This is a genomic window from Nesterenkonia maliinae, from assembly GCF_051262655.1.
In the GTDB taxonomy this organism is placed as follows: Bacteria; Actinomycetota; Actinomycetes; order Actinomycetales; family Micrococcaceae; genus Nesterenkonia.
The window spans coordinates 141,020-158,561 of sequence record NZ_JBIMEY010000004.1; the positions used below are offsets into that span (position 1 = coordinate 141,020).

General features: G+C 61.8%; 16 protein-coding genes. 6 read left to right on the plus strand and 10 right to left on the minus strand.

Annotated features, from left to right (window positions below; translation table 11 throughout):
- Positions 1 to 435: 435 nt before the first annotated feature.
- Together ACHAA4_RS09505 and ACHAA4_RS09510 are read right to left on the minus strand one after the other, a co-directional pair.
- The gene (locus ACHAA4_RS09505; RefSeq protein ID WP_435773933.1) at positions 436 to 1,230 is read right to left on the minus strand and encodes a sortase domain-containing protein; all 795 of its coding nucleotides are present in this window, start codon (positions 1,228 to 1,230) and stop codon (positions 436 to 438) included.
- A gap of 276 nt (positions 1,231 to 1,506) precedes the next feature.
- Positions 1,507 to 1,809, minus strand: coding sequence for a histone-like nucleoid-structuring protein Lsr2 (locus tag ACHAA4_RS09510; RefSeq protein ID WP_435773934.1), 303 nt, complete (start codon positions 1,807 to 1,809; stop codon positions 1,507 to 1,509).
- Positions 1,810 to 2,926: 1,117 nt separating this feature from the next.
- Here ACHAA4_RS09510 and ACHAA4_RS09515 point away from each other — a divergent pair.
- Entirely contained in the window at positions 2,927 to 3,217 is a 291-nt protein-coding gene (locus ACHAA4_RS09515) for a hypothetical protein (protein ID WP_435773935.1), read from the plus strand.
- Positions 3,218 to 4,143: 926 nt separating this feature from the next.
- Positions 4,144 to 4,680 (plus strand): RNA polymerase sigma factor, encoded by a 537-nt coding sequence (locus ACHAA4_RS09520; protein ID WP_435773936.1) that lies wholly within the window; start codon positions 4,144 to 4,146, stop codon positions 4,678 to 4,680.
- A 774-nt stretch (positions 4,681 to 5,454) separates the two neighbouring features.
- Here ACHAA4_RS09520 and ACHAA4_RS09525 read toward each other — a convergent pair.
- The 6 genes from ACHAA4_RS09525 to ACHAA4_RS09550 all read right to left on the minus strand — a co-directional run bounded on the left by ACHAA4_RS09525 (position 5,455) and on the right by ACHAA4_RS09550 (position 12,312).
- Positions 5,455 to 6,072 (minus strand): sigma-70 family RNA polymerase sigma factor, encoded by a 618-nt coding sequence (locus ACHAA4_RS09525; protein WP_435773937.1) that lies wholly within the window; start codon positions 6,070 to 6,072, stop codon positions 5,455 to 5,457.
- 348 nt (positions 6,073 to 6,420) lie between these two features.
- Positions 6,421 to 7,494, minus strand: coding sequence for a universal stress protein (locus ACHAA4_RS09530; RefSeq protein WP_435773938.1), 1,074 nt, complete (start codon positions 7,492 to 7,494; stop codon positions 6,421 to 6,423).
- A 121-nt stretch (positions 7,495 to 7,615) separates the two neighbouring features.
- Positions 7,616 to 8,326, minus strand: coding sequence for a BON domain-containing protein (locus tag ACHAA4_RS09535; RefSeq protein ID WP_435773939.1), 711 nt, complete (start codon positions 8,324 to 8,326; stop codon positions 7,616 to 7,618).
- 169 nt (positions 8,327 to 8,495) lie between these two features.
- Positions 8,496 to 9,155 (minus strand): response regulator, encoded by a 660-nt coding sequence (locus ACHAA4_RS09540; protein WP_435773940.1) that lies wholly within the window; start codon positions 9,153 to 9,155, stop codon positions 8,496 to 8,498.
- Positions 9,152 to 10,846, minus strand: coding sequence for a GAF domain-containing sensor histidine kinase (locus ACHAA4_RS09545; RefSeq protein ID WP_435773941.1), 1,695 nt, complete (start codon positions 10,844 to 10,846; stop codon positions 9,152 to 9,154). Before ACHAA4_RS09545 ends, ACHAA4_RS09540 begins: the two co-directional genes overlap by 4 nt.
- A gap of 833 nt (positions 10,847 to 11,679) precedes the next feature.
- Positions 11,680 to 12,312, minus strand: a complete 633-nt coding sequence (locus ACHAA4_RS09550) for an isochorismatase family protein (protein WP_435773942.1) — start codon at positions 12,310 to 12,312, stop codon at positions 11,680 to 11,682.
- Positions 12,313 to 12,463: 151 nt separating this feature from the next.
- On the opposite strand from ACHAA4_RS09550, the gene ACHAA4_RS09555 reads away from it, so the two are divergent.
- Positions 12,464 to 13,411 (plus strand): GlxA family transcriptional regulator, encoded by a 948-nt coding sequence (locus tag ACHAA4_RS09555; protein ID WP_435773943.1) that lies wholly within the window; start codon positions 12,464 to 12,466, stop codon positions 13,409 to 13,411.
- 161 nt (positions 13,412 to 13,572) lie between these two features.
- Here the strand turns inward: ACHAA4_RS09555 and ACHAA4_RS09560 are convergent, their stop codons facing one another.
- Positions 13,573 to 14,142 carry a hypothetical protein gene (locus tag ACHAA4_RS09560; RefSeq protein ID WP_435773944.1) on the minus strand — a complete coding sequence of 190 codons (570 nt, stop codon included), beginning with the start codon at positions 14,140 to 14,142 and terminating at the stop codon, positions 13,573 to 13,575.
- A 428-nt stretch (positions 14,143 to 14,570) separates the two neighbouring features.
- Between ACHAA4_RS09560 and ACHAA4_RS09565 the strand changes: the two genes are divergently transcribed.
- Entirely contained in the window at positions 14,571 to 15,341 is a 771-nt protein-coding gene (locus tag ACHAA4_RS09565) for a hypothetical protein (protein WP_435773945.1), read from the plus strand.
- A 59-nt stretch (positions 15,342 to 15,400) separates the two neighbouring features.
- Entirely contained in the window at positions 15,401 to 16,168 is a 768-nt protein-coding gene (locus ACHAA4_RS09570; protein ID WP_435773946.1) for a hypothetical protein, read from the plus strand.
- Between the two features lie 138 nt (positions 16,169 to 16,306).
- On the opposite strand, the gene ACHAA4_RS09575 is transcribed toward ACHAA4_RS09570, so the two are convergent.
- Positions 16,307 to 16,789 carry a hypothetical protein gene (locus tag ACHAA4_RS09575; RefSeq protein ID WP_435773947.1) on the minus strand — a complete coding sequence of 161 codons (483 nt, stop codon included), beginning with the start codon at positions 16,787 to 16,789 and terminating at the stop codon, positions 16,307 to 16,309.
- 156 nt (positions 16,790 to 16,945) lie between these two features.
- Here ACHAA4_RS09575 and ACHAA4_RS09580 point away from each other — a divergent pair, with 156 nt between their 5' ends.
- Entirely contained in the window at positions 16,946 to 17,515 is a 570-nt protein-coding gene (locus ACHAA4_RS09580) for a cysteine hydrolase family protein (RefSeq protein WP_435773948.1), read from the plus strand.
- Positions 17,516 to 17,542: the final 27 nt, after the last annotated feature.

The window sequence follows — 17,542 nt, forward strand, 5'->3', positions numbered from 1 at the left end:
GGTGACTCCTCGTCAAAGTGATGTGACCGTACGGCCTCTGATCATGGCGTCGAACAGTCCGCTTATGCGGAGTTCGGAACGAGATCAGGATCGGATGGAGAATTTCCAGGAAAACTTACTCGGCTCACCGATTGGCTTCAGCCGGGGATGCCCGCGTTCTCGATACCGGTAAGGGTCTGAACTGCCATCTTGTAGAAGTCGATGGCGTAGATAGTGGTTCTCGCATCCAGGGCCCCGAATGCGACGCTTTGATAGTAACCCAGATCACTCATAACGACTAAATATTTCGATGGTCTAACTTTCAGTCATTAATTGGGGAACGCGCCGTCTCGTTAAACCTGTATCAAGCCCAAATGACCAGGTGTCTTCTGTGCTGGTGGCTGCTGGGACCTGCCAGTCATCCGGGATTGAGCCTCGCCCCGCGCCTGAGCGGAGCTAGCCGGCCAGGGTCGCGTAGACCACGTAGTTGTCCTCATACTCTCCGGTCGCTTCGTTATAGCCGTCGCAGGTGATCAGCCGAAGCTCTGGATCCTCGGTGTTGCCGTACACCTCCAGCGTGGGGAAGGTGTTCTTGCCATATTGCTCGGCCTTGGTCACCACGAACGTGGCGGTCTCACCGTCTTCTTGATCCACGGTGATCTCATCGCCTTCCACGAGAGCAGGCAGGTCGGCGAAGACCCCGGGCTGGCCCAGGGAGTCATCGACGTGGCCCAGCAGCACTGCCGGACCAGCCTCTCCCGGGGCAGGGGAGCCGGTGTACCAGCTGGCCGGTGAGCCCGGATCACCGGGCGGGACCTCGAGTGTGTTGTTCTCCCGCAGTCCAAGGTGCAGAAGGTCCGAACCCGCATCGATGGCCGGGATCGCGAAGGACGCCGGCGGTGCCGCCTCGGGGGCGGCTTCGGGGCTCTCTTCTTCGGGGGCCTCGGTCTCAGTCGGTGTCGGTGTGACGTCCGCTTCGCCGGCGTCCTGGCTTTCCTGGGCGTCCTGATCTGCGTCGGTCTCCGTTGGTTCGGAGGGTTCCGCTGGTTCGGTCGTCTCCGCTGTGCCCGGCTCGGATTCAACGGCTGCCGGGGCTGCCTCTTCGCCGGCGGAGGGCTCTGCGTCTTGGCCGGGTGAGCATGCCGAGAGAGCCAGCATCAGTGCGCAGCCGATGACCAGCGCGCCACCGCGGCGGGGGCTGGCTGGCGCTGCGGGGGTGGCTTCGTGCTGTGGCCGGCTGAGAGGGGGCATGGAGGTTCCATTTCGGGTTGGACCTTCCGGGCGGCAATGACTTGATTGGGCTCGTCACCGCCCCACCGGGTGGACGTGCCCATAATCTACATTCACCCCCATCAAGTCTCCGGGGGAGTGGGCACTAAGCGTCCAAAGACGACAAGCCAACAGCGAAGCTCCCCCAGGGAGCCCGAATAGCCCTCGTCCCTATGAGCAAGTGCCGCTGGAGATGAAGAGGGCCTGGGAGTGACGAATCGTCGCCCCCAGGCCCATCTTGGAAGAGTCTGTGAACGGTCAGCGGTTTTTGGCGTTGCGGTATGCCTCAACGATGTCTCGATGCAGCCGACCCCGACCAGATACCTGGTAGCCGTTCTTCACTGCCCACTGGCGGATCTGGCGAGCTTCATTCTGCGGCGACGGTGGCGCGGTCGCGCGGCCTTTGCGGACGTACTTCTTCAACGTTTCGCGCAGTTCCTTCGCGTGGTCATCGCTGAGATCGATCTCATAGAAGCGAGAATCCAGACCGAAAGTCACGGCTTCTTTCGCTTCGCTGCCATCAAGATCGTCGACGAGAACTACTTCTACCTTCTGGGCCATCTCAAAACCTCACTGTTCCATTGAGAGCCCGGCAATGCCCACCGCACCCTCGAATCCGCTCCTACAGAACCATGCTGTGGAAGGCATAGCGGACAACACATAACCCGAAAACTGTAGTCCACAGCAAAGAACCAGCACTTCAGGTCCCCACCAGTAGAAAACCAGGTTCTGATATGCCGCCGGAGTCGGGTCTTGTCGCTGCGGGTCACAGGGAAACTCCTAGCGAAGCTGCCCTGAAGCTCCCTGGGGTGACCAATGGTCCTACTTCGTTGGTTCCTTAAGAAGCGCGTCTCAGTGCAGCGTAGAACTCGGATTCTCATCCTATGGTCTGATGTATTCAATTGGCGTCTCCGGATACGCTGACGCCGTGGAGCAGATGACGCAGATATGGGACTGGCTGACGGGAGTCACTGCCGTTGTTGGCGCCATCTTCTTGCTCATTGCGGCAGTTCTGATCGTCCACGCCGCCATGCGGAAGCGGTGACACGTAACAGGCTCATCCGCACACACAGCTACCGGGGTTCTCGCCCAAGGTGGAGAGAGGGCCGCTCCTCGCCGGGGTGGTGGACCGCACCTGGCCCCCTCCGGGACACTCAACGTCTTCAGGGGAGCCCTCATCGTGAGCTAGGTCAGCTGGCTCGCGACGGACGGGATGGAGAGTGTCCTGGGGTTCATCGTGTCAGCTCAAGAGGAAGCCCCGCCGACCTGATGCGTAGCCAACGGGGCCTGGCCCTCGTGTTCCCTGAAAGGAAACAGCCTGGTTCGAGGAGCCAAAATCCAGACTGTGCGGTAATTCTAAATCGGGAACCGTGTGCGGGGAAGCCTCGGAGGAGTAAAAACCCACCAGGGTCTAGGTTCTAAGGGTCGTAGAACGCGATGGTGCGGAACCGTCTCTGTGCCGGTGGTGTTCCTGGCGTGAATCGGAGAAGAAGGCGCCGGCGTCACCATGTTTGACCCGCTGGGCATCATCGTGGAGTGTGTTCTGCTGTGTTGGTAGCCCCGCATGCGCGTGTTGTTCAGGTTTCTCCAGGGCTGGATCGCCTGTTATATAATTGGATCCCAAATGTATTGCTGGTGGGAATCATTCTTGGAGCAGATTTGAGAGGCAAGGCTCATCATGGAGGGTATTCCTTCGCAGCGGGAGAGTCTCATCGCAGGCGCGCTGACCGGGAGCCTTCACGAGGATGAGTGGCAAGATCTCGACCGTGCCCGGGCGGCAGACCCCGCGATTGACGCGGAGCTCGAGGAGCTTCGTGAAGTGATCGCACGGCTCGATGCGGCGGACATGACTTGGCGTGAAGAGAGCCTGCCGGCAGGACTCGAGGAGCGCATCCTGGCTGAAACCATCGAAGCTGGCCACACCGGCCACCCCGGGCGCGACTCGGGGTCCCCGTCATCGTCGTCGTGACGCGTCATTTCTGAAAGCGGCCTGAAAGACGGTCCGGCAGCGAACTATCGGGTCGTCCTCCATCGTGTGGGACCACAACTTCAACCGTGCCGCAAACATCGGAGCCTTGGTGGCCCTGTGTCCCAGGGGCTTTCGGTGGTGGGGAAGTTGGCGGCCTTCTAGCGTCGTGATCCGCAACGACGTGGTCAGTGGCCCTGGAGTCTCTCTGTGGCTGCTCTTACCCCAGTCAGCGAGCGAAGTAGCAGGTGCAAAATACACGTGACGATGCGCTTCGCACGCAAGTCACGAAAATATGCTCCGCCGTTTGGCGGCGCCTCTTCGTGCAGAGCGGTGTCCCGTGTGGTGCCGGGGTGCACCGGAGCGGAAGACGGGCTCGGTGCCCTAGATGTGTGATCTCTGGCTGCGTCGCCAATCGGGCGGCATATTCGTCAGTTTTGCGATCTTTCGAGCACCGTACTGACAAGCCTGTTGACAGAATATAGACTTTAGTTACTATTGGGGAATCTAGTTGAAATTTGTAATGTCAAATTGATCCGGTCAGCCCCACCACACGGAGTTCGAGCCAGGTACCAGGAAGGTCGTTTCGATGCTCGGTCACCCGACGAGAAACCGCAGCGCCGGCGGGAAGCTGTTCGTGGTGGCGACTGAGGCTCCCGGGATACGTGACGTCCCGGAATCGACTCGCCTGAGGTCATCGGCCGGGAACCTGGTGAAAAGTTCGAAGAAGGCCCTGTCTCGCTCATTCATGTCGGGAGGCGATGGGCTCCGCCCGTCGACTTGTTCAGGGCTGCATGCTTCCCCTAAGGCCTGGAGGCTCAGAATGCGGCAAGTACCCCGTCTCGGCAAGGGGCTAGGAGCTGGCGTTGGCAGCCTCGTCGAGTATGGAAGCCACTTGGCGTCGCTGAGGGCGCGAGTTGGTGATCGGGATGGATTCTACCGATGACGTCGCCTTTGATATCCAGAAAGCCTTTGCTCAACACGCAGACGCCATCTTCCGTTTTGCGCTCAATGCTCTGAGTGACCGAGCCGAAGCTGAAGACTGTGTCCAGGAGACATTTATCCGGGCCTGGCGGAACCGAGATCGCTACAGCTGCTCGCGTGGCTCGGTGCGCACATGGCTGTTCGCGATCGCGCGGAATCTCGTGATCGACTCGCTGCGGACCCGATCTCGGCGCCCGACACCCACGGATCAGAAGAAGCTGGAGTGGGCGAGCGAACCGACGTCCGAAGACCTGCGCATCGTGGAACAGCTGACCCTCTACCAGGCCCTCGCCACCCTGACTCATGAGCATTGCCAGGTCATAGTCGCAGTGCAATTGGACGGCGTGGGGTATCAAGAGCTGTCAGAACAGACCGGGGTTCTAGTGGCGACCTTGCGGACGCGAATGTACTACGGATTGCGATCGTTGCGAGATGCACTGGCAGATGACGGTGGCACAGGGGGAGAGTCTGCCCACGGGTGAGGCTCATCGTCGGGACATCACGTGGTCCCAGTGAAGTCGGCGGTGCGCCACAGTTGCTTTGGGTAAATTGCGTAGGTTCACCAAGGGTCGTGCTGGTCGTAGGGGTTTTGGACAAAGTTGCTTGAGAACTATGAGCCGAGTGAGCCTCATTCAACAGTAGTTTTATAAGACACGCCGCTAGAGCTCTGCTACCTGCGTTCGGCGGCACGTGAATCCGGGACGCGCGATGTCCTAGTTAGCCATCTCGACGCAATTTTTCTCGAAATGACCCTTCGCGCGGTTCTCTGGGCGTTCTTGTCCCATGAGGTTTTGGGGTACGCGCGGGTCAGCGCGGCGAGGCACCGCGGCACCTGCTTCGGTCGGCCACCGTCACGCCCCACGGTAATCGCGGAGAAGCTTCAGGTGGTCCAAGAAGCCCGGGCTGGGGGTCGGACCGCGATGGCGACAGCGAAGCTTGTGGCGTGGAACAGGGCGATCCTCTAGCGACACCGAAGCTCGCACAGTTGACTCCTTCAACGCGGTGCAGGGTCAGAATGACCGCCGCGTCATGACGTTGAAGCCGGTACGGAGTCCCCGTCTCCATCGCAGCGAGCAAGCCGGTCTGCTTCTGATGTTTCCGTGAGAATGCGTTCCTCGAGACCAGAAGGTGGGGGCTCCTCCCGCCAGGTCAGCTTTGACGCTTGCATGAGAGCGGCGGTGGCGCGCAGCTCTGCGAGTTCCGCATCGATCGAGGTGTCTGCCGCCCGGGCCTGGTCGAACTCGCGCTGTTCGTCGTTACTGAGATCTCCCGTCAGCGCTGCGGCGAGGAGTTCTTCTCGCCGTGAGGGCATCTCGGTCATCGTGGGTGTCTCCTTCCAGCGCGATCCGCATTGATCTCAGCCCGTAGTACATCCGCGTCCGCAACGTCGCGACCGGAACCCCTGTCTGTTCTGATAATTCCTGGTAGCTCTCACCCTGCAGCTGCACGGCGGCGATGACCTGACGGTGCTCGAAAGTGAGCCTCGCCAGGGATTCGTAGAGGGCCAACCGCTCCACGATGCGGAGGTCTTCAGTCACTGGCTCGGTGGCCCACTCGATCTTCTCCGCGTCAGAAGGTACGGGCCGGCGGGCACGAGACCTCAAGGAGTCGATGACGAGGTTGCGCGCGATCGCGAAGAGCCATGTCCGGACCGAACCACGGGAGCTGCTGTACCGATCTCTGTTGCGCCACGCTCGGACGAACGTCTCCTGGACGCAGTCTTCTGCCTCGACTTGGTCGCTCAGCGCGTGGAGTGCAAACGAGAACAGCACGCCCCCGTGTGCGGCGTAGGCTGCTCGAAGGTCGAAGGCCGGCCCAGCGTCTACCGCCATAAGGACCACATCCTCGGGGAAGCCAAGCGGTCCAGTGTCCAAGGGGAATCTACTCGGGGGCGGGGATTCGCGGTGGTTGGAGCGAGCATAGGAACGGTTCCTCACTGCTCTCAGGGTCGTGTCCGGTGCAAGGAGACTCTCTGAGGGCGATTCGGTGATCCAACTGGAGGATATGCCTTACTTATACATTCAACTGTCCCGCCGGACCCCGGTGAAGGGGCTTTGGTCCCTCACTGTTCTAGCTCAAGTCCCAAGCTGAGCTTCAGGGGCTACGGAGCGAGAGCAGTTCTCCCTCGAGCGGGTGCATGAACGATCCCTGGTTTCACCGCCGTGATCCCACCTCTGGGTCTGACCGGGAGAAGAGGCGGTGTGAGCGAGAGGCCTCGGGCTCTACCTCATGTGCACCTCTGGTGGAGCCCCTAAGGGATCGGTCAGCATGGTTCCAACGTATGGGTCCCGGGGGTGATCTTTGAGTCGTTCGTCCTCAAGGTTGGGGACGACCATGACTGGACCGGTTGCGCGCAGGAGCACCCCACGAGAGACCGATCCCAGGAGTGCCCCGGTGAATCCGCTGCGACCTCGGGTGCCCAGGACGGTCAGCTGCGCCTCATGGGCGGCCTTACTCAGCTGAGCTACCGGATTCCCCGGTTTGATCGACGCGGCAACGGTCAACGATGGAAAGTGTCGGGTCACCCACGCCTCTTCTGCCTGCAGGGAGCTCTGCATCTGTGACTGTCTGAGGCTGGTGGCTCCTTCGTGACCGGAGTCCGGGTGCCGCTCCAGGTCCGGGGACCAGTCCAACCAGCCTTCCAGGGAGGGCGCCGTCATGAGCAGGTGCAGGGGTGCGTCACGGTCCTGGGCAGCTTGGGCCGCATGCAGGATCGCGACTTGGCTGTACTCAGACCCATCGACCCCCACGATCACTGGACGCCGGTCTCGCTGAGGCGCGAAACGCGCATCACCTTCCGTGAGGCGCACCGAGTATTCCCTGGGCACCACGATGGTGGGGCAGCGCGCGTGGGCTGGCAGGGCGGAAGCCACGGAGCCGAGGGCCCTTTCAAGGAACCCACCGCGGCCGTGGACTCCAAGGACGGTCAGCTCCGCGGTGGCGGAGAGTTCCACAAGTACCGCGGTGGCATCTCCTTGTCCGGTCCGGTACATGACTTGGCCTGGGTAGTCCTGCAGGTATCTGCGGGCATCGTTGAGCACGATCTTCGCAGCGTCGATGATGGCTTGGGCTTGGGATGTCCCCAGTAAGGCCCCTAGCGTGGTGTAGATCGGCAGGGGTGCGCTGGTCACGGTAATCACGGTGAGCACTCGCTGACTGCGTTGAGCTTCCAGGGCTGCGTAGTGCAGCGCGAGCAGTGATCCGGTCGAGCCGTCGAAGCCGACCTGCACACCAAGGTCTCGAGTGGCGAGGTCGAAGGCGAGGGGCCGTGGAGCTGAGCGGGTGTGAAAGTTCATCGGACGCCTTTGCACAAGCGGTGGGTCCTTCTCTGGCTTCGGCTGAGCCGCAGGTCATGTTCTGAAGTGGCTGGAATGTGTGGTGTCAGTCGCGCAGGGCTGAAGCTGCATAGAGGGCACGTCAACGGGTGAGACCGTCGGGGGTTGTTCCAAGATGTTCGGCACGGACGTCCAGACGGTTCTCGATCTGGGTTACGTCCGGACAGGCCCAGGTCGCGAGTCCTGCCTGCTTCTTCTCCGCCAGAGAGGAGACATGGCCGGTGAGGGTAGCGGTGTGATCCACGATGGTCACGGTCACACCCCGGGCGTCGATCTGCGGGTTTCGGGACATGGCGTTCTTCAAGCGCTCTTCCGCGTTCTCCACTGGTGTTCGAGCTGTCAGGGTGATCTGGTTCTCCAGGGATTTCACCCCGCGAAGGTCTTCTACTGCCCGCTGCGCCGCCGCGCGTTGGAAGTCCCAATCCACTTCACCGGTCAAGGTCACGTGGCGGTTGAGCACCCGAGACTTGACCGTTCGAGGGACCGTGGTGGCCCAGGTCAGGGCGCGCTCGACGACTCTGCGGATATCTGAATCCGTGACCCACCGCGATCCCACCGGGTCCACGGTCACGTTGTTGACCGCAGAGGTCACGCCCCGGACGCGTCGAGTGATCCGGTCCAGGGCGAGAAGTTCGGAATAGGTCCCCACGATGCCAGTGAGCGTCACTGTTGAGTCTTCTACGTGGACCGAGATGTTGGAGGCGTCTAGGTCAGGTGTCCATTCGAGTTCCGCGCGGACTGCAGCAGTGATCGTGTGGTCCGTTGAGGGTGTGGTCGGTGATGGGGTCTGCATAGACAAGGTCCTCCAGTCCCGGCCCGCAGTGTTGTAGGCCTGCCCCCACTGTCCTCGTCTCGTTCGACGACCTCTAGGGCCATAGGTCCCGCAGCAGCCGCCGCAGACTTGTAGCCTCAGCCGAGTGCGACTCCGATGAGCTCGACGTGGCGCAGTGTAAGGTGCGGGTCTAATCCGCGCCCGGGGCGCCGCGCATCGTCGCACCGTAGACGGCGACCTGGGTGCGGCGGTCCTTCCCAAGTTTCGCCAGAAGTGCTGAGACGTAGTTCTTCACGGTCTTTTCCTTCAGGCCCAGTCGTTGACCGATCTGACGGTTGGTGAGGCCTTCGGTGATGAGTTTCAGGACCTGGGACTCGCGCAGGCTCAGATGGACCTGTGGGGCTCTGTTCCTCAGTGCGCTGGCCTGGGCCTGACCGGTGAGGAAGCAATGCACCCGGTGGGCCAGGTCGCGGCTGACCAGGTTCTCGCCCTGAGAGATCCGCAGGATCGAGTCAACCAGATGTCTGCCCTGGATGTTCTTGAGCACATAGCCAGAAGCGCCAGCGACTACGGCGGCGATGCTGGCGGCGTCGTCGTCGAACCCAGTGAGGATCAGACAGGGGATCTCCGGGTGCGCCGAGCGAATGCGGCGGCACAGTTCGATGCCGTTGCCATCGGGCAGCTGGACATCCAGTACGGCGATGTCAGGACGTATCGCCGCGATACGGGCGAGGCTGCCCCGGGCGGTGGCGGATTCCCCGACGACGTCGAGGCCGGGTTCGGCCTCGATGAGGGCTACGATGCCGCGGCGCACGATCTCGTGATCATCGACGAGGAAGACCCTAGTCATGTGAGCCCGACAGGGTTGACCGGTACCTGCCAGCAGGCCCGGGTGCCACCAGAGCTGCGTGGGGTGAGGTGGAAGTCGCCGCCGTGAGCCCTAGCTCTGGCGTGCAGGTTCTTTGTCCCGCTGCGGCGGACGGGACTCTGGGAGAGTCCGACGCCGTCGTCGTCAACGGTGATACTGATCTGTGTTTCGTTGGCGGTGATCTCGACCGAGACGGTCTGAGCGTGGGCGTGACGTGCGGCGTTGCTCAGCGATTCGCGGAGCACCGCGACGGCATCGTCGGCCAGTTGGTCATCCAGGATGAGGTCGATTGGTCCGGTGAAGACGATGCGCGGGATCGTGGAAAGTCTGGGTGAGAGTTCTGAGACGACTTCAAGGAGCCGGTGCCTGATGTTCTGAGAGGGGGCCTGGGTCTCGAGGGCAAAGATCGCGGTGCGGATATCAGCGATCGCGTCATCGATCTGTGTCACGTGGGTCTCGATCCGGGTGGCGTGCTTCGGGTCTGTCGAGGCCAGGGCCTGGAGTCCGAGTCCGGTGCCGAAGAGGCGTTGGATGACGTTGTCGTGGAGGTCGCGGGCGATGCGGGCACGTTCTTGGACCATCTCGAGTCGTTGCCGATCAGCTCGGGCCCAGGCGAGGGCCACGGCGAGCCCTGCTTGGGTGGCGAAGTCTGAAAGCAGCGCAAGATCGTCTGTGGTGAAGCGCGCTTCTGTCGCCGCCCGGGTGGCGCACAGGGCGGCCACCCGGTCACCATCGACGATCAGAGGTACCGCGACCATCGAGGCGCTTGGAATGTCATCGGCGAAAGGAACCGGTTCGTCTCCCCCTTCCGGGGTCATGCCTGGCTCGCCTTCCATGGCGCGGGAGAGCACGCAGTCGATCCAGGGGACCGATGTGCCTTCGATCCGCGCGGCACGGGCTCCACGAGCCGTGTCCACATGGAGCTCCTTGCCGACAGCTTCGGAGACCACGACGCTGACCAACTGCGCATTGGTCAGAGAAGCAACGCTTTCAGCGAGCATGCCGAAGACCTCATCGCCCTCGGCGTCCAGGAGCTTCGCCGAGACGTTGCTCAGTGCTGCACTGAGTTCTTGCGCTCGACATGATTGCTTGTAGAGCCTTGCGTTGTTGATCGCGGTCGCCGCGGTGGCCGTCAGGGCTTTGACCAGGGCCTCATCCTGTTCGGTGAAGGCCTTCTCGGAAGGGTTGGTGAGGTACAGGGCGCCGTAGGTGCTGCCGCGGATCTTGATGGGTACACCGAGGAAGGCTTGCATGTCGGGATGATTCAGGGGTGCGCCCACCGACCGGGGGTCCTGTGCCAGGTTCTGCACCCGGATGGGCTGGTTTCCTGTGAGTACGGCGCCGAGAACGCCGAGTCCTTGGGGAGGGGCTCCCATTTGCTCGACCAGCTCAGGAGACATCCCGACGTGGATGAACCGCTCTAGCGCGCCCTGGTCATCCACGACGCCGAGGGCCGCGAATTGTGCGTCCACCAGTGTGCGAGCCGACTCTGCGAGATGGTGGAGGACTTCGTCGAGGTCTAGGTCTCCGGTCACAAGTTCACTCGCCTGGAGCAGGCTCAGCAAGCCGTGGTGATCTTCGAGGAAGTTCTCGCTCTGTCCTCCCGTGGTGCGGCGCGGCCTTGCTGGGTCAGGTGCTGAGCGGTCAGGGGAGTTTGGGATTGGAGCGCTCATGTCAATCTCTCGTGATCGATGAGAGCGAGCATGCGGTGGGGTGCATCTTCCAGGAGACTTCGATTCGCAGGAGTGCCAGGTATTGGGAGGGGTCGGGGTCCTCGTTCAACCCGGAGCGGTTCACTGTGAGGTCTCGAATCGCTTAGTCGTCGTTCTCGGGGTGAGTGATGAAGCGTCGGATCACCTTGGATGTTGAAATACTCGCTGACCACGAGGCGCTTCGCCGTGAGGCTGTCCATGCCGTCGGGGGATGTCCTCGAGCGATGGTCGAGTACTCGACCATGACCCCGAGTTCCTCAACCAGATTCTCGGCTAGTTGCCTGAGCCTATGTCGTTGCTGGGGGTCGGGTTTGCCGTGGCGGCGCGTGTGGGACGCGAGCATCTTCTCGTAGAAGCTTCGGTCCGCGGTGGGGTGATCGAGCATGGGAAACGGCCCCGTTACTGGTCCCGGGGTCGCATCCGGTGCAAGGGCGCCCTGAGACCGATTGAGTTATCCACGACTTGGGTAGTGCGGTCTCTCGGGATTCAACCATTGGCTGCGCCCTGTGGGGAAGGATTCGGGGCCGTGCGGGTTCGGTGGCTCAGTTCTTGACAGGCGTTGTGAGTGTTTGATCGCTGCTTCTGGGTCGTGGGTTGTCGTGTTGCAGTTAGGGGACCTTGACCGTGCTTTTAATCGGGCGGGTTATACGTTCACTCCGAATCCAGCGTTTGCTTAGGCTGGTTTTGAGGTGGGGGAGTGCCCGGTGAGCGACCGTCTTACGGGCGCACGTCGGGAACCCCAGCACTGATGCTGGGGTTCCCACACGAATGTGCTGAGCGCCGCCCTACTGGAGTCAGGAGAACTTCTGAGCTCCGGCGACTGCAGAGCTTCCAAGGTCACTTCCGCCCAGGTGTTCTTGAGCCGACAAAGCGTTGGTCCACGCGTCGGTGGTCGCTACCGAGGCCCAGTTTGAGTGCAGCAGCGACATTAGGGTCGTGTGAACGGTCTTCGCGTCGGCGGCGCCTGCTTCGTTGGCGAGGTTGATCGCGCCGGTGGCGTCGGAGAGGACTTCGGTGTTGAAGCCCAGTCCCTCTGCTTCCACGGCGGAGGCCAGGATGCAGTTGTTGGTCATGTAACCGACCAAGGTGACGGTGTCGATATTGTGCTCGCGCAGCCAGCCGGCCACATCAGTCTCGGCGTAGATGGAGCCAAACTTCTTGACCACTGATTTCCAGTTCTCGGTCCGACGCGCAGCCACGTCCGGGTGGAGTTCAAACTCCGGGGTCGACGGGTCGAAGACCGGTGCCCCTTCGCCAGCGGTGTGCTGGATGGCAAGAACCGGGATCTCCGCTGCATGGGCAGCGTCAATCGCCTCGGTGATGCGCGGCAGAGATTCAGCATGCGGGGGGTACTGGATCTCCAGGGGACCGGAGAAGTACTGCTGCTGAACATCGACGATGACCAAGGCGCGACGAATTGAATTCATGGGATTCTCCACACGTTTGAGGGCATGTACTAGGTCCCGATCAGGGCCTCTTCCAATACTTCAAGCGTGTCACGACACGCACAAGTGGCTTATGAGCCGCTATACGATGAGTTCTAGCCAAACGCCGTCTCATGAGGTCGAGGGAGTTCGCATGCGCATCGGGATCTACGCGTTCACCGGAGCGACGATGTTCCACCTCTCAGTGCCCCAGATGGTCTTCGCTGAAGTCGCGCGTCAGGGAATCGCGGATTGGGAGACATTCCTGTTCAGTGACCAGCCAGGATCAATCACCACTGCGGAGGGGTACGAGATCTCTCGGGTGAGCGGTCCGGAGATGGTGAGAGGTGTCGATATGCTCGTCGTTCCCACCTGGCACACCGATGCACGTCCCACCGGTGACTCCTTCCTCCGGATTCTGCGGGCAGCCCATGATGGTGGGGCCACGATTGTCGGACTGTGCCTGGGCTCCATACCTGTGGTGGACACTGGTCTCTTGCAGGGGCGGACTGCTGTCACCCATTGGCAGGCATTCGATCTGCTCGCGCAGCGCCACCCGGGTCTAGAACTCGATGAGACGGTTCTCTACATCGATCATGATGACGTGCTGACAGCCGCAGGTACGGCGTCCGGGCTGGATGCCTGTCTGCACCTGGTGCGTTCCCGCCTGGGGGTTGAAGCGGCCAACGCGGTGGCCCGCAGTCTGGTGATCGCCCCGCATCGGGAAGGCGGCCAGGCCCAGTACATTGAACGTCCACTTCCCGGGAACGCCGGAGAGGGCCAGCTGACACTGGCGATGACATGGGCCTTGGAACATTTGGATGAGCCTCTTCCGATTCGGCGCCTTGCGCAGAAGGCCCAGATGAGCCCTCGATCATTTGTGCGTGATTTTCCGTCCGTGACGGGAATGACCCCGGCGGTGTGGGTGATGTCGCAGCGTCTCAACGAGGCGCGCAGGTTGCTGGAGTCCACAGACCTGAGTATCGAACACCTCGCGGCGAGGTGTGGATTCGGAAGCGCTGTCACGTTGCGGCAGAACTTCCTTCGATCGCTTGGAGTCTCGCCGTCTCAGTATCGACGGCAGTTCGGCACATCATCTTGAGGCGACTGAGGCCATTCAAGGAAAACTCATATTGGTTCACCTGTGACTGCCCGCCGCGGGATCCCTCACCGGTCACTGGCTGCGTGGATTCAGGAGGCCAGACGTCCGTCGACACTAGCCAGCAAAGCCTTGCGTGGGATGAGTGCGGCTGAACCCAGTGGTCAAGAGGAAAAAGCGGCTAGTTCTTCGTCGAAGTTGCCGTCTGGGTCGAGCAGCTCGGCGGCGCGAAAACTGCGCGAATCGATCGAGGCCATCTCTTGGTCATGGGCTGCCATCCGAGATGGATCATGCTTCAGTGAGCGCTTGAGCATCGCCTCGAACTCGGGTGGCCTCTGGCGCACACTGCGGCGGATGACCTCATCCCGGAGTCGGCGAGCCGCTTCCTTTTGGCCAATTCCGTGGACGTAGGCGAAGGCGCGGTGCACGTGTGCTGCTTCTCCGTCCCACACTGTGCGATCGGCGTTGGGAAAGTCTGCATATTGATAGACAGCCATAGCGGCGAAGAGAAGTAGTTCCTGAGGTGTCGCGGTGGGCTGGCTCGCGCGGGGGCCGATGTTGGAGAACATGTAGTGGGCACCGTACTCGTAGCGCTCTTGAACGTGCGGATCTGTATAGGCGTGCTCTAATAGGCCGCGACCGTGGCCTCCGCCGGATTCAAGATCGGAGACCCAGGCTGCAACGAATTCACCCAAGTCAGTTCCGGCAATTACGTATAGATCGGAATAGTCCATAGATAGATGATGCCCTGTTTGAACGCCTTCCAGCGCGACTTCGAGCAGAGGTGTCCCACAACTCATGAGGAGTACACGAACTTCTCGAGACACCGTTGCGAGACTCTTCGAAAAGTCGGTGCTGCGGAGTTTCGCGGATCTTAGGCGGGGAGAGGTGTCGCATCTCGCTGCCTTGCAACCTAAGGGTTATGAGACGGTCACGGTGAAGCGCACGTTCAGCAGACAGGCCCCTCAGGTCGCCGCCCGGAATGATCGGGGGATGCGGGTTCCAAGCGAGTCGCGTCAGGAATTCACTCGAAGTGCGGACAGGCATGAGTAATCTGGTGCTGGCGGCCTCGAGGTCGGCGTCATGGATTTCGCCCAGTTCGAGGATGCCTCAGTGCTCACCGGCTGCGCTTATGAGAAGGGCTAGTGCTGTGACTCGACGGGTGTTCAAAGAAGATGCCTGGCGATCGTTGGAGCCGAGGCAGAAGGGTCTGGTCCTTGGCGTGCTGGTCGGCGCGGTGCTTGCCCTGCTGGATTGGCAGCTCGCCTGGTTGGCCGCTGGCGTCCTGCTCGGTGTAGGGGTCGGCCACATCGTCAACCTCCGAGAGTCCTCGCGGCACAAGGCCCATCGCCCCCCAGGACGGAAGACATCGGTGCGCCGTGGGAGTCCCGATGCGCAGGAGACGCCCGAGCGTCGGGAGGAACGGCTGCGCAGTGCCGCCTGGTTCCGGGCCACCCGGATGATCGAAGGCAGGACCGACCGTGTTGGCACGCTCGAGGAGCTCCGGGGCACTGTCCCGGGCTTCACTCCGGAGCGCTACGAACTTGAGCTCGACGAGGCTCTGGCACGCATCAAGGAGTCTCAGGTTGGTGTCCGGGCCAGGAGGGTCAAGCTCGTCGAGGAGGCCCGAGAGATGGATGTACTCAATGCAGTTTTCGCTCTCCGGTACTCCAACGCCCGGTTCTCGGGGCATATCGGGCAGTACGGCCTGGGATCCATCGACATCATCGGGGCTCTGGGTGACCTGTACCCGCAGGAGGTTATCGAGGAGGCGGCTGCCCGTGCCTCCGCCCTGATCTCGGAGGGTATCGACATGGGCATCGGTTCCTGGGATCACGGACCCAACGCTGCCTACCTGCGCCAGGCCCACCCCGGATTTAACGACCGGGCGGTGAGCGACGCCCTGGACTGGGGCCACATGATCCACCGCTGAGCAGCAGTGCGAGGCCCGCGGCCGAGGACCAGGCAGACACCATCGTGACAAGGACGTGCATGAAGAATTGGCAGCTTGCCTGGCAGATGATGACCTCGATGCAGAAGACGGTGTTCATCATGCTCATCGTCTGCGCAGTGTGTGTCCTGGTTCTCCCTGAGACTCCGTACTTGGTCCGCATGGCCGGTCTGGGCGCCTTCGGTGCGTGGTTGGTCATCCGCCCTCGCCGCAACCGCGCTCTCCATCTTCCCAAGGCCTCCTCCAGCGACCGGCCCCAGGCTCAGCCGAGAATGCTGACCGAAGCCGAGCGCAACACCAGGCTGCGCGTGGCCGCCTGGCACAACGGCCGCCGGATGGTTGTAGGGCAATCGGACCGTGCTGGGGCGCTGAAGCAGATGTCAGACACCATCCCAGACCTACCTCTGGAGCGTTACGAACTCGCGCTTGACGAAGCCCTTACCCGGATCCATGGGCACAGGGCGGAGGTGTGGGCTCGCCGCGCGGCGCTCGTGGCTCAAGCGCATGAGATGGACGCGCTCAATGCAGTCTTTGCCCTCCACTATTACAACCGCCGCTACTCCGGGCATATTGGAGAGTATGGACTGGGCCAGATCGACCTTGTCGACGCGTTGGGGAGTCGGTTCCTTCGTGGGCAGATCGACGAGGAGGTGCGCCGATCTGATGCGTTGATCGAAGAGGGCATCCGCAGGGGTGCCGGCTCCTGGGACAAGGAACCCAACATGGCCGCGCTGCGCAGGGACTTTCCCGGGTTCGAGGACCGGGCTCTCAACGACGCTCTCGATTGGGGACACGTCACCCATCGCTGAGATGGCCTTGTTTTGCTTGTTTCACCACGTCCCAACGGTCTCGCCGTTCCGTGCGCAGGGTCCGCGAGGATACGGAGATGCGTCTTGGAACCCAAGGGTTGCGAAACAACCGAGGTCGAACCGATTGGCGGGCGGTGTTTAGAGGCGCCCGCTGAGGTCCACGACCTCGCGGTCACCCACGGGGTCATCGAGTGCGACGTCAACGGCACCCAGCACGGCCTCCTCCGAACATCCATCCACGCCCTCACGCGTACCAGTGATCACCGCGAGGGCCACCTCGTCCTCGGTCTCCTCCACCCTGTACTGCACCCCGTTGCAAGCGAAGTTGCCCATATAGAAATGGAATCGCAGGACATCGTCCTCGATTTCCTCGTAGTCTCCCCACTCCACATAGCGTCGGGAGAAAAGCACTTCGACGGGCTCCTGGACCTCACCGCGCAAGACTTGCTCACCCAACATCTCTGCGGTCTGCCAATAATCCTCTGCCGAGTCAAAGCTGTCATGGGTCGGAGACATGGAGGGTTGGGGCGCCGGTTCTTCGCTGCCGCAGGCCGTGAGCAGGAGGGCACCTGCCCCAGCGACCGCGGCGATGGCGCTGTGTCGGATCCGTGCAACACTCATCTCTCCACCGTAGCGCGGGGATGCCGAGGGAGTGCACGGTAAGGGATCCCTCACCGTGCATCGACCTCTCGGAGTTTGAGTGCACGAAAGCCGGGGGACCGGCCATTGGACCGGGTGTGTCCCTGCAACAGAGGGGCGCCTAGCTACGATGGCGACATGTCGCCTTCAGCACAAGAGCTCATACGTCCTGCCCTGATCGTCATCGACGTCCAGAAGGGCTTCGACGATTCCGAATTCTGGGGGCCACGGGACAACCTCGCATGTGAAATCAACATCGTGAGCCTTGTGGAGCATTGGAGAATCAGGCAGTGGCCACTGGTGTTCGTTCAACACGAGTCAGACAACCAAGAGTCGCCACTTGCGTCGGGGGCCCCCGGCGGGGAGTTCAAAGACTTCATCACCGGCGCCCCGGATCTTCTAGTGCGCAAGAAGGTGAACTCGAGCTTCTACGGAACCCCGGACCTGGATGCGTGGCTGCGAGCGGAGCGAGTAAGCCAGGTGGTGATCTGTGGGATCACGACCAACCACTGTTGTGAGACAACCGCTCGTATGGCGGGGAATCTTGGCTACGAAACCTACTTCGCGATCGATGCGACACATACCTTCGACCGCAGCCATCCCGACGGTACTACCGTGTCGGCGACGACGTTATCGATGGTGACCTCGACGAACCTAGATGGCGAGTTCGCCACCGTCGTAGACACCGTTTCACTGCTCCAAAACTGATTCACTCGAGCGCAAGATTGCTGTTGT

Bases quoted from the DNA above. Each gene is read 5' to 3' on its own strand.
- ACHAA4_RS09560 (WP_435773944.1), bottom strand. From the start codon at position 14,142: ATGGACTATTCCGATCTATACGTAATTGCCGGAACTGACTTGGGTGAA.
- ACHAA4_RS09540 (WP_435773940.1), bottom strand. From the start codon at position 9,155: ATGACTAGGGTCTTCCTCGTCGATGATCACGAGATCGTGCGCCGCGGC.
- ACHAA4_RS09570 (WP_435773946.1), top strand. From the start codon at position 15,401: ATGAAGAATTGGCAGCTTGCCTGGCAGATGATGACCTCGATGCAGAAG.
- ACHAA4_RS09510 (WP_435773934.1), bottom strand. From the start codon at position 1,809: ATGGCCCAGAAGGTAGAAGTAGTTCTCGTCGACGATCTTGATGGCAGC.
- ACHAA4_RS09580 (WP_435773948.1), top strand. From the start codon at position 16,946: ATGTCGCCTTCAGCACAAGAGCTCATACGTCCTGCCCTGATCGTCATC.
- ACHAA4_RS09515 (WP_435773935.1), top strand. From the start codon at position 2,927: ATGGAGGGTATTCCTTCGCAGCGGGAGAGTCTCATCGCAGGCGCGCTG.
- ACHAA4_RS09575 (WP_435773947.1), bottom strand. From the start codon at position 16,789: ATGAGTGTTGCACGGATCCGACACAGCGCCATCGCCGCGGTCGCTGGG.
- ACHAA4_RS09530 (WP_435773938.1), bottom strand. From the start codon at position 7,494: ATGAACTTTCACACCCGCTCAGCTCCACGGCCCCTCGCCTTCGACCTC.
- ACHAA4_RS09545 (WP_435773941.1), bottom strand. From the start codon at position 10,846: ATGAGCGCTCCAATCCCAAACTCCCCTGACCGCTCAGCACCTGACCCA.
- ACHAA4_RS09535 (WP_435773939.1), bottom strand. From the start codon at position 8,326: ATGCAGACCCCATCACCGACCACACCCTCAACGGACCACACGATCACT.
- ACHAA4_RS09505 (WP_435773933.1), bottom strand. From the start codon at position 1,230: ATGCCCCCTCTCAGCCGGCCACAGCACGAAGCCACCCCCGCAGCGCCA.
- ACHAA4_RS09520 (WP_435773936.1), top strand. From the start codon at position 4,144: ATGGATTCTACCGATGACGTCGCCTTTGATATCCAGAAAGCCTTTGCT.
- ACHAA4_RS09555 (WP_435773943.1), top strand. From the start codon at position 12,464: ATGCGCATCGGGATCTACGCGTTCACCGGAGCGACGATGTTCCACCTC.
- ACHAA4_RS09550 (WP_435773942.1), bottom strand. From the start codon at position 12,312: ATGAATTCAATTCGTCGCGCCTTGGTCATCGTCGATGTTCAGCAGCAG.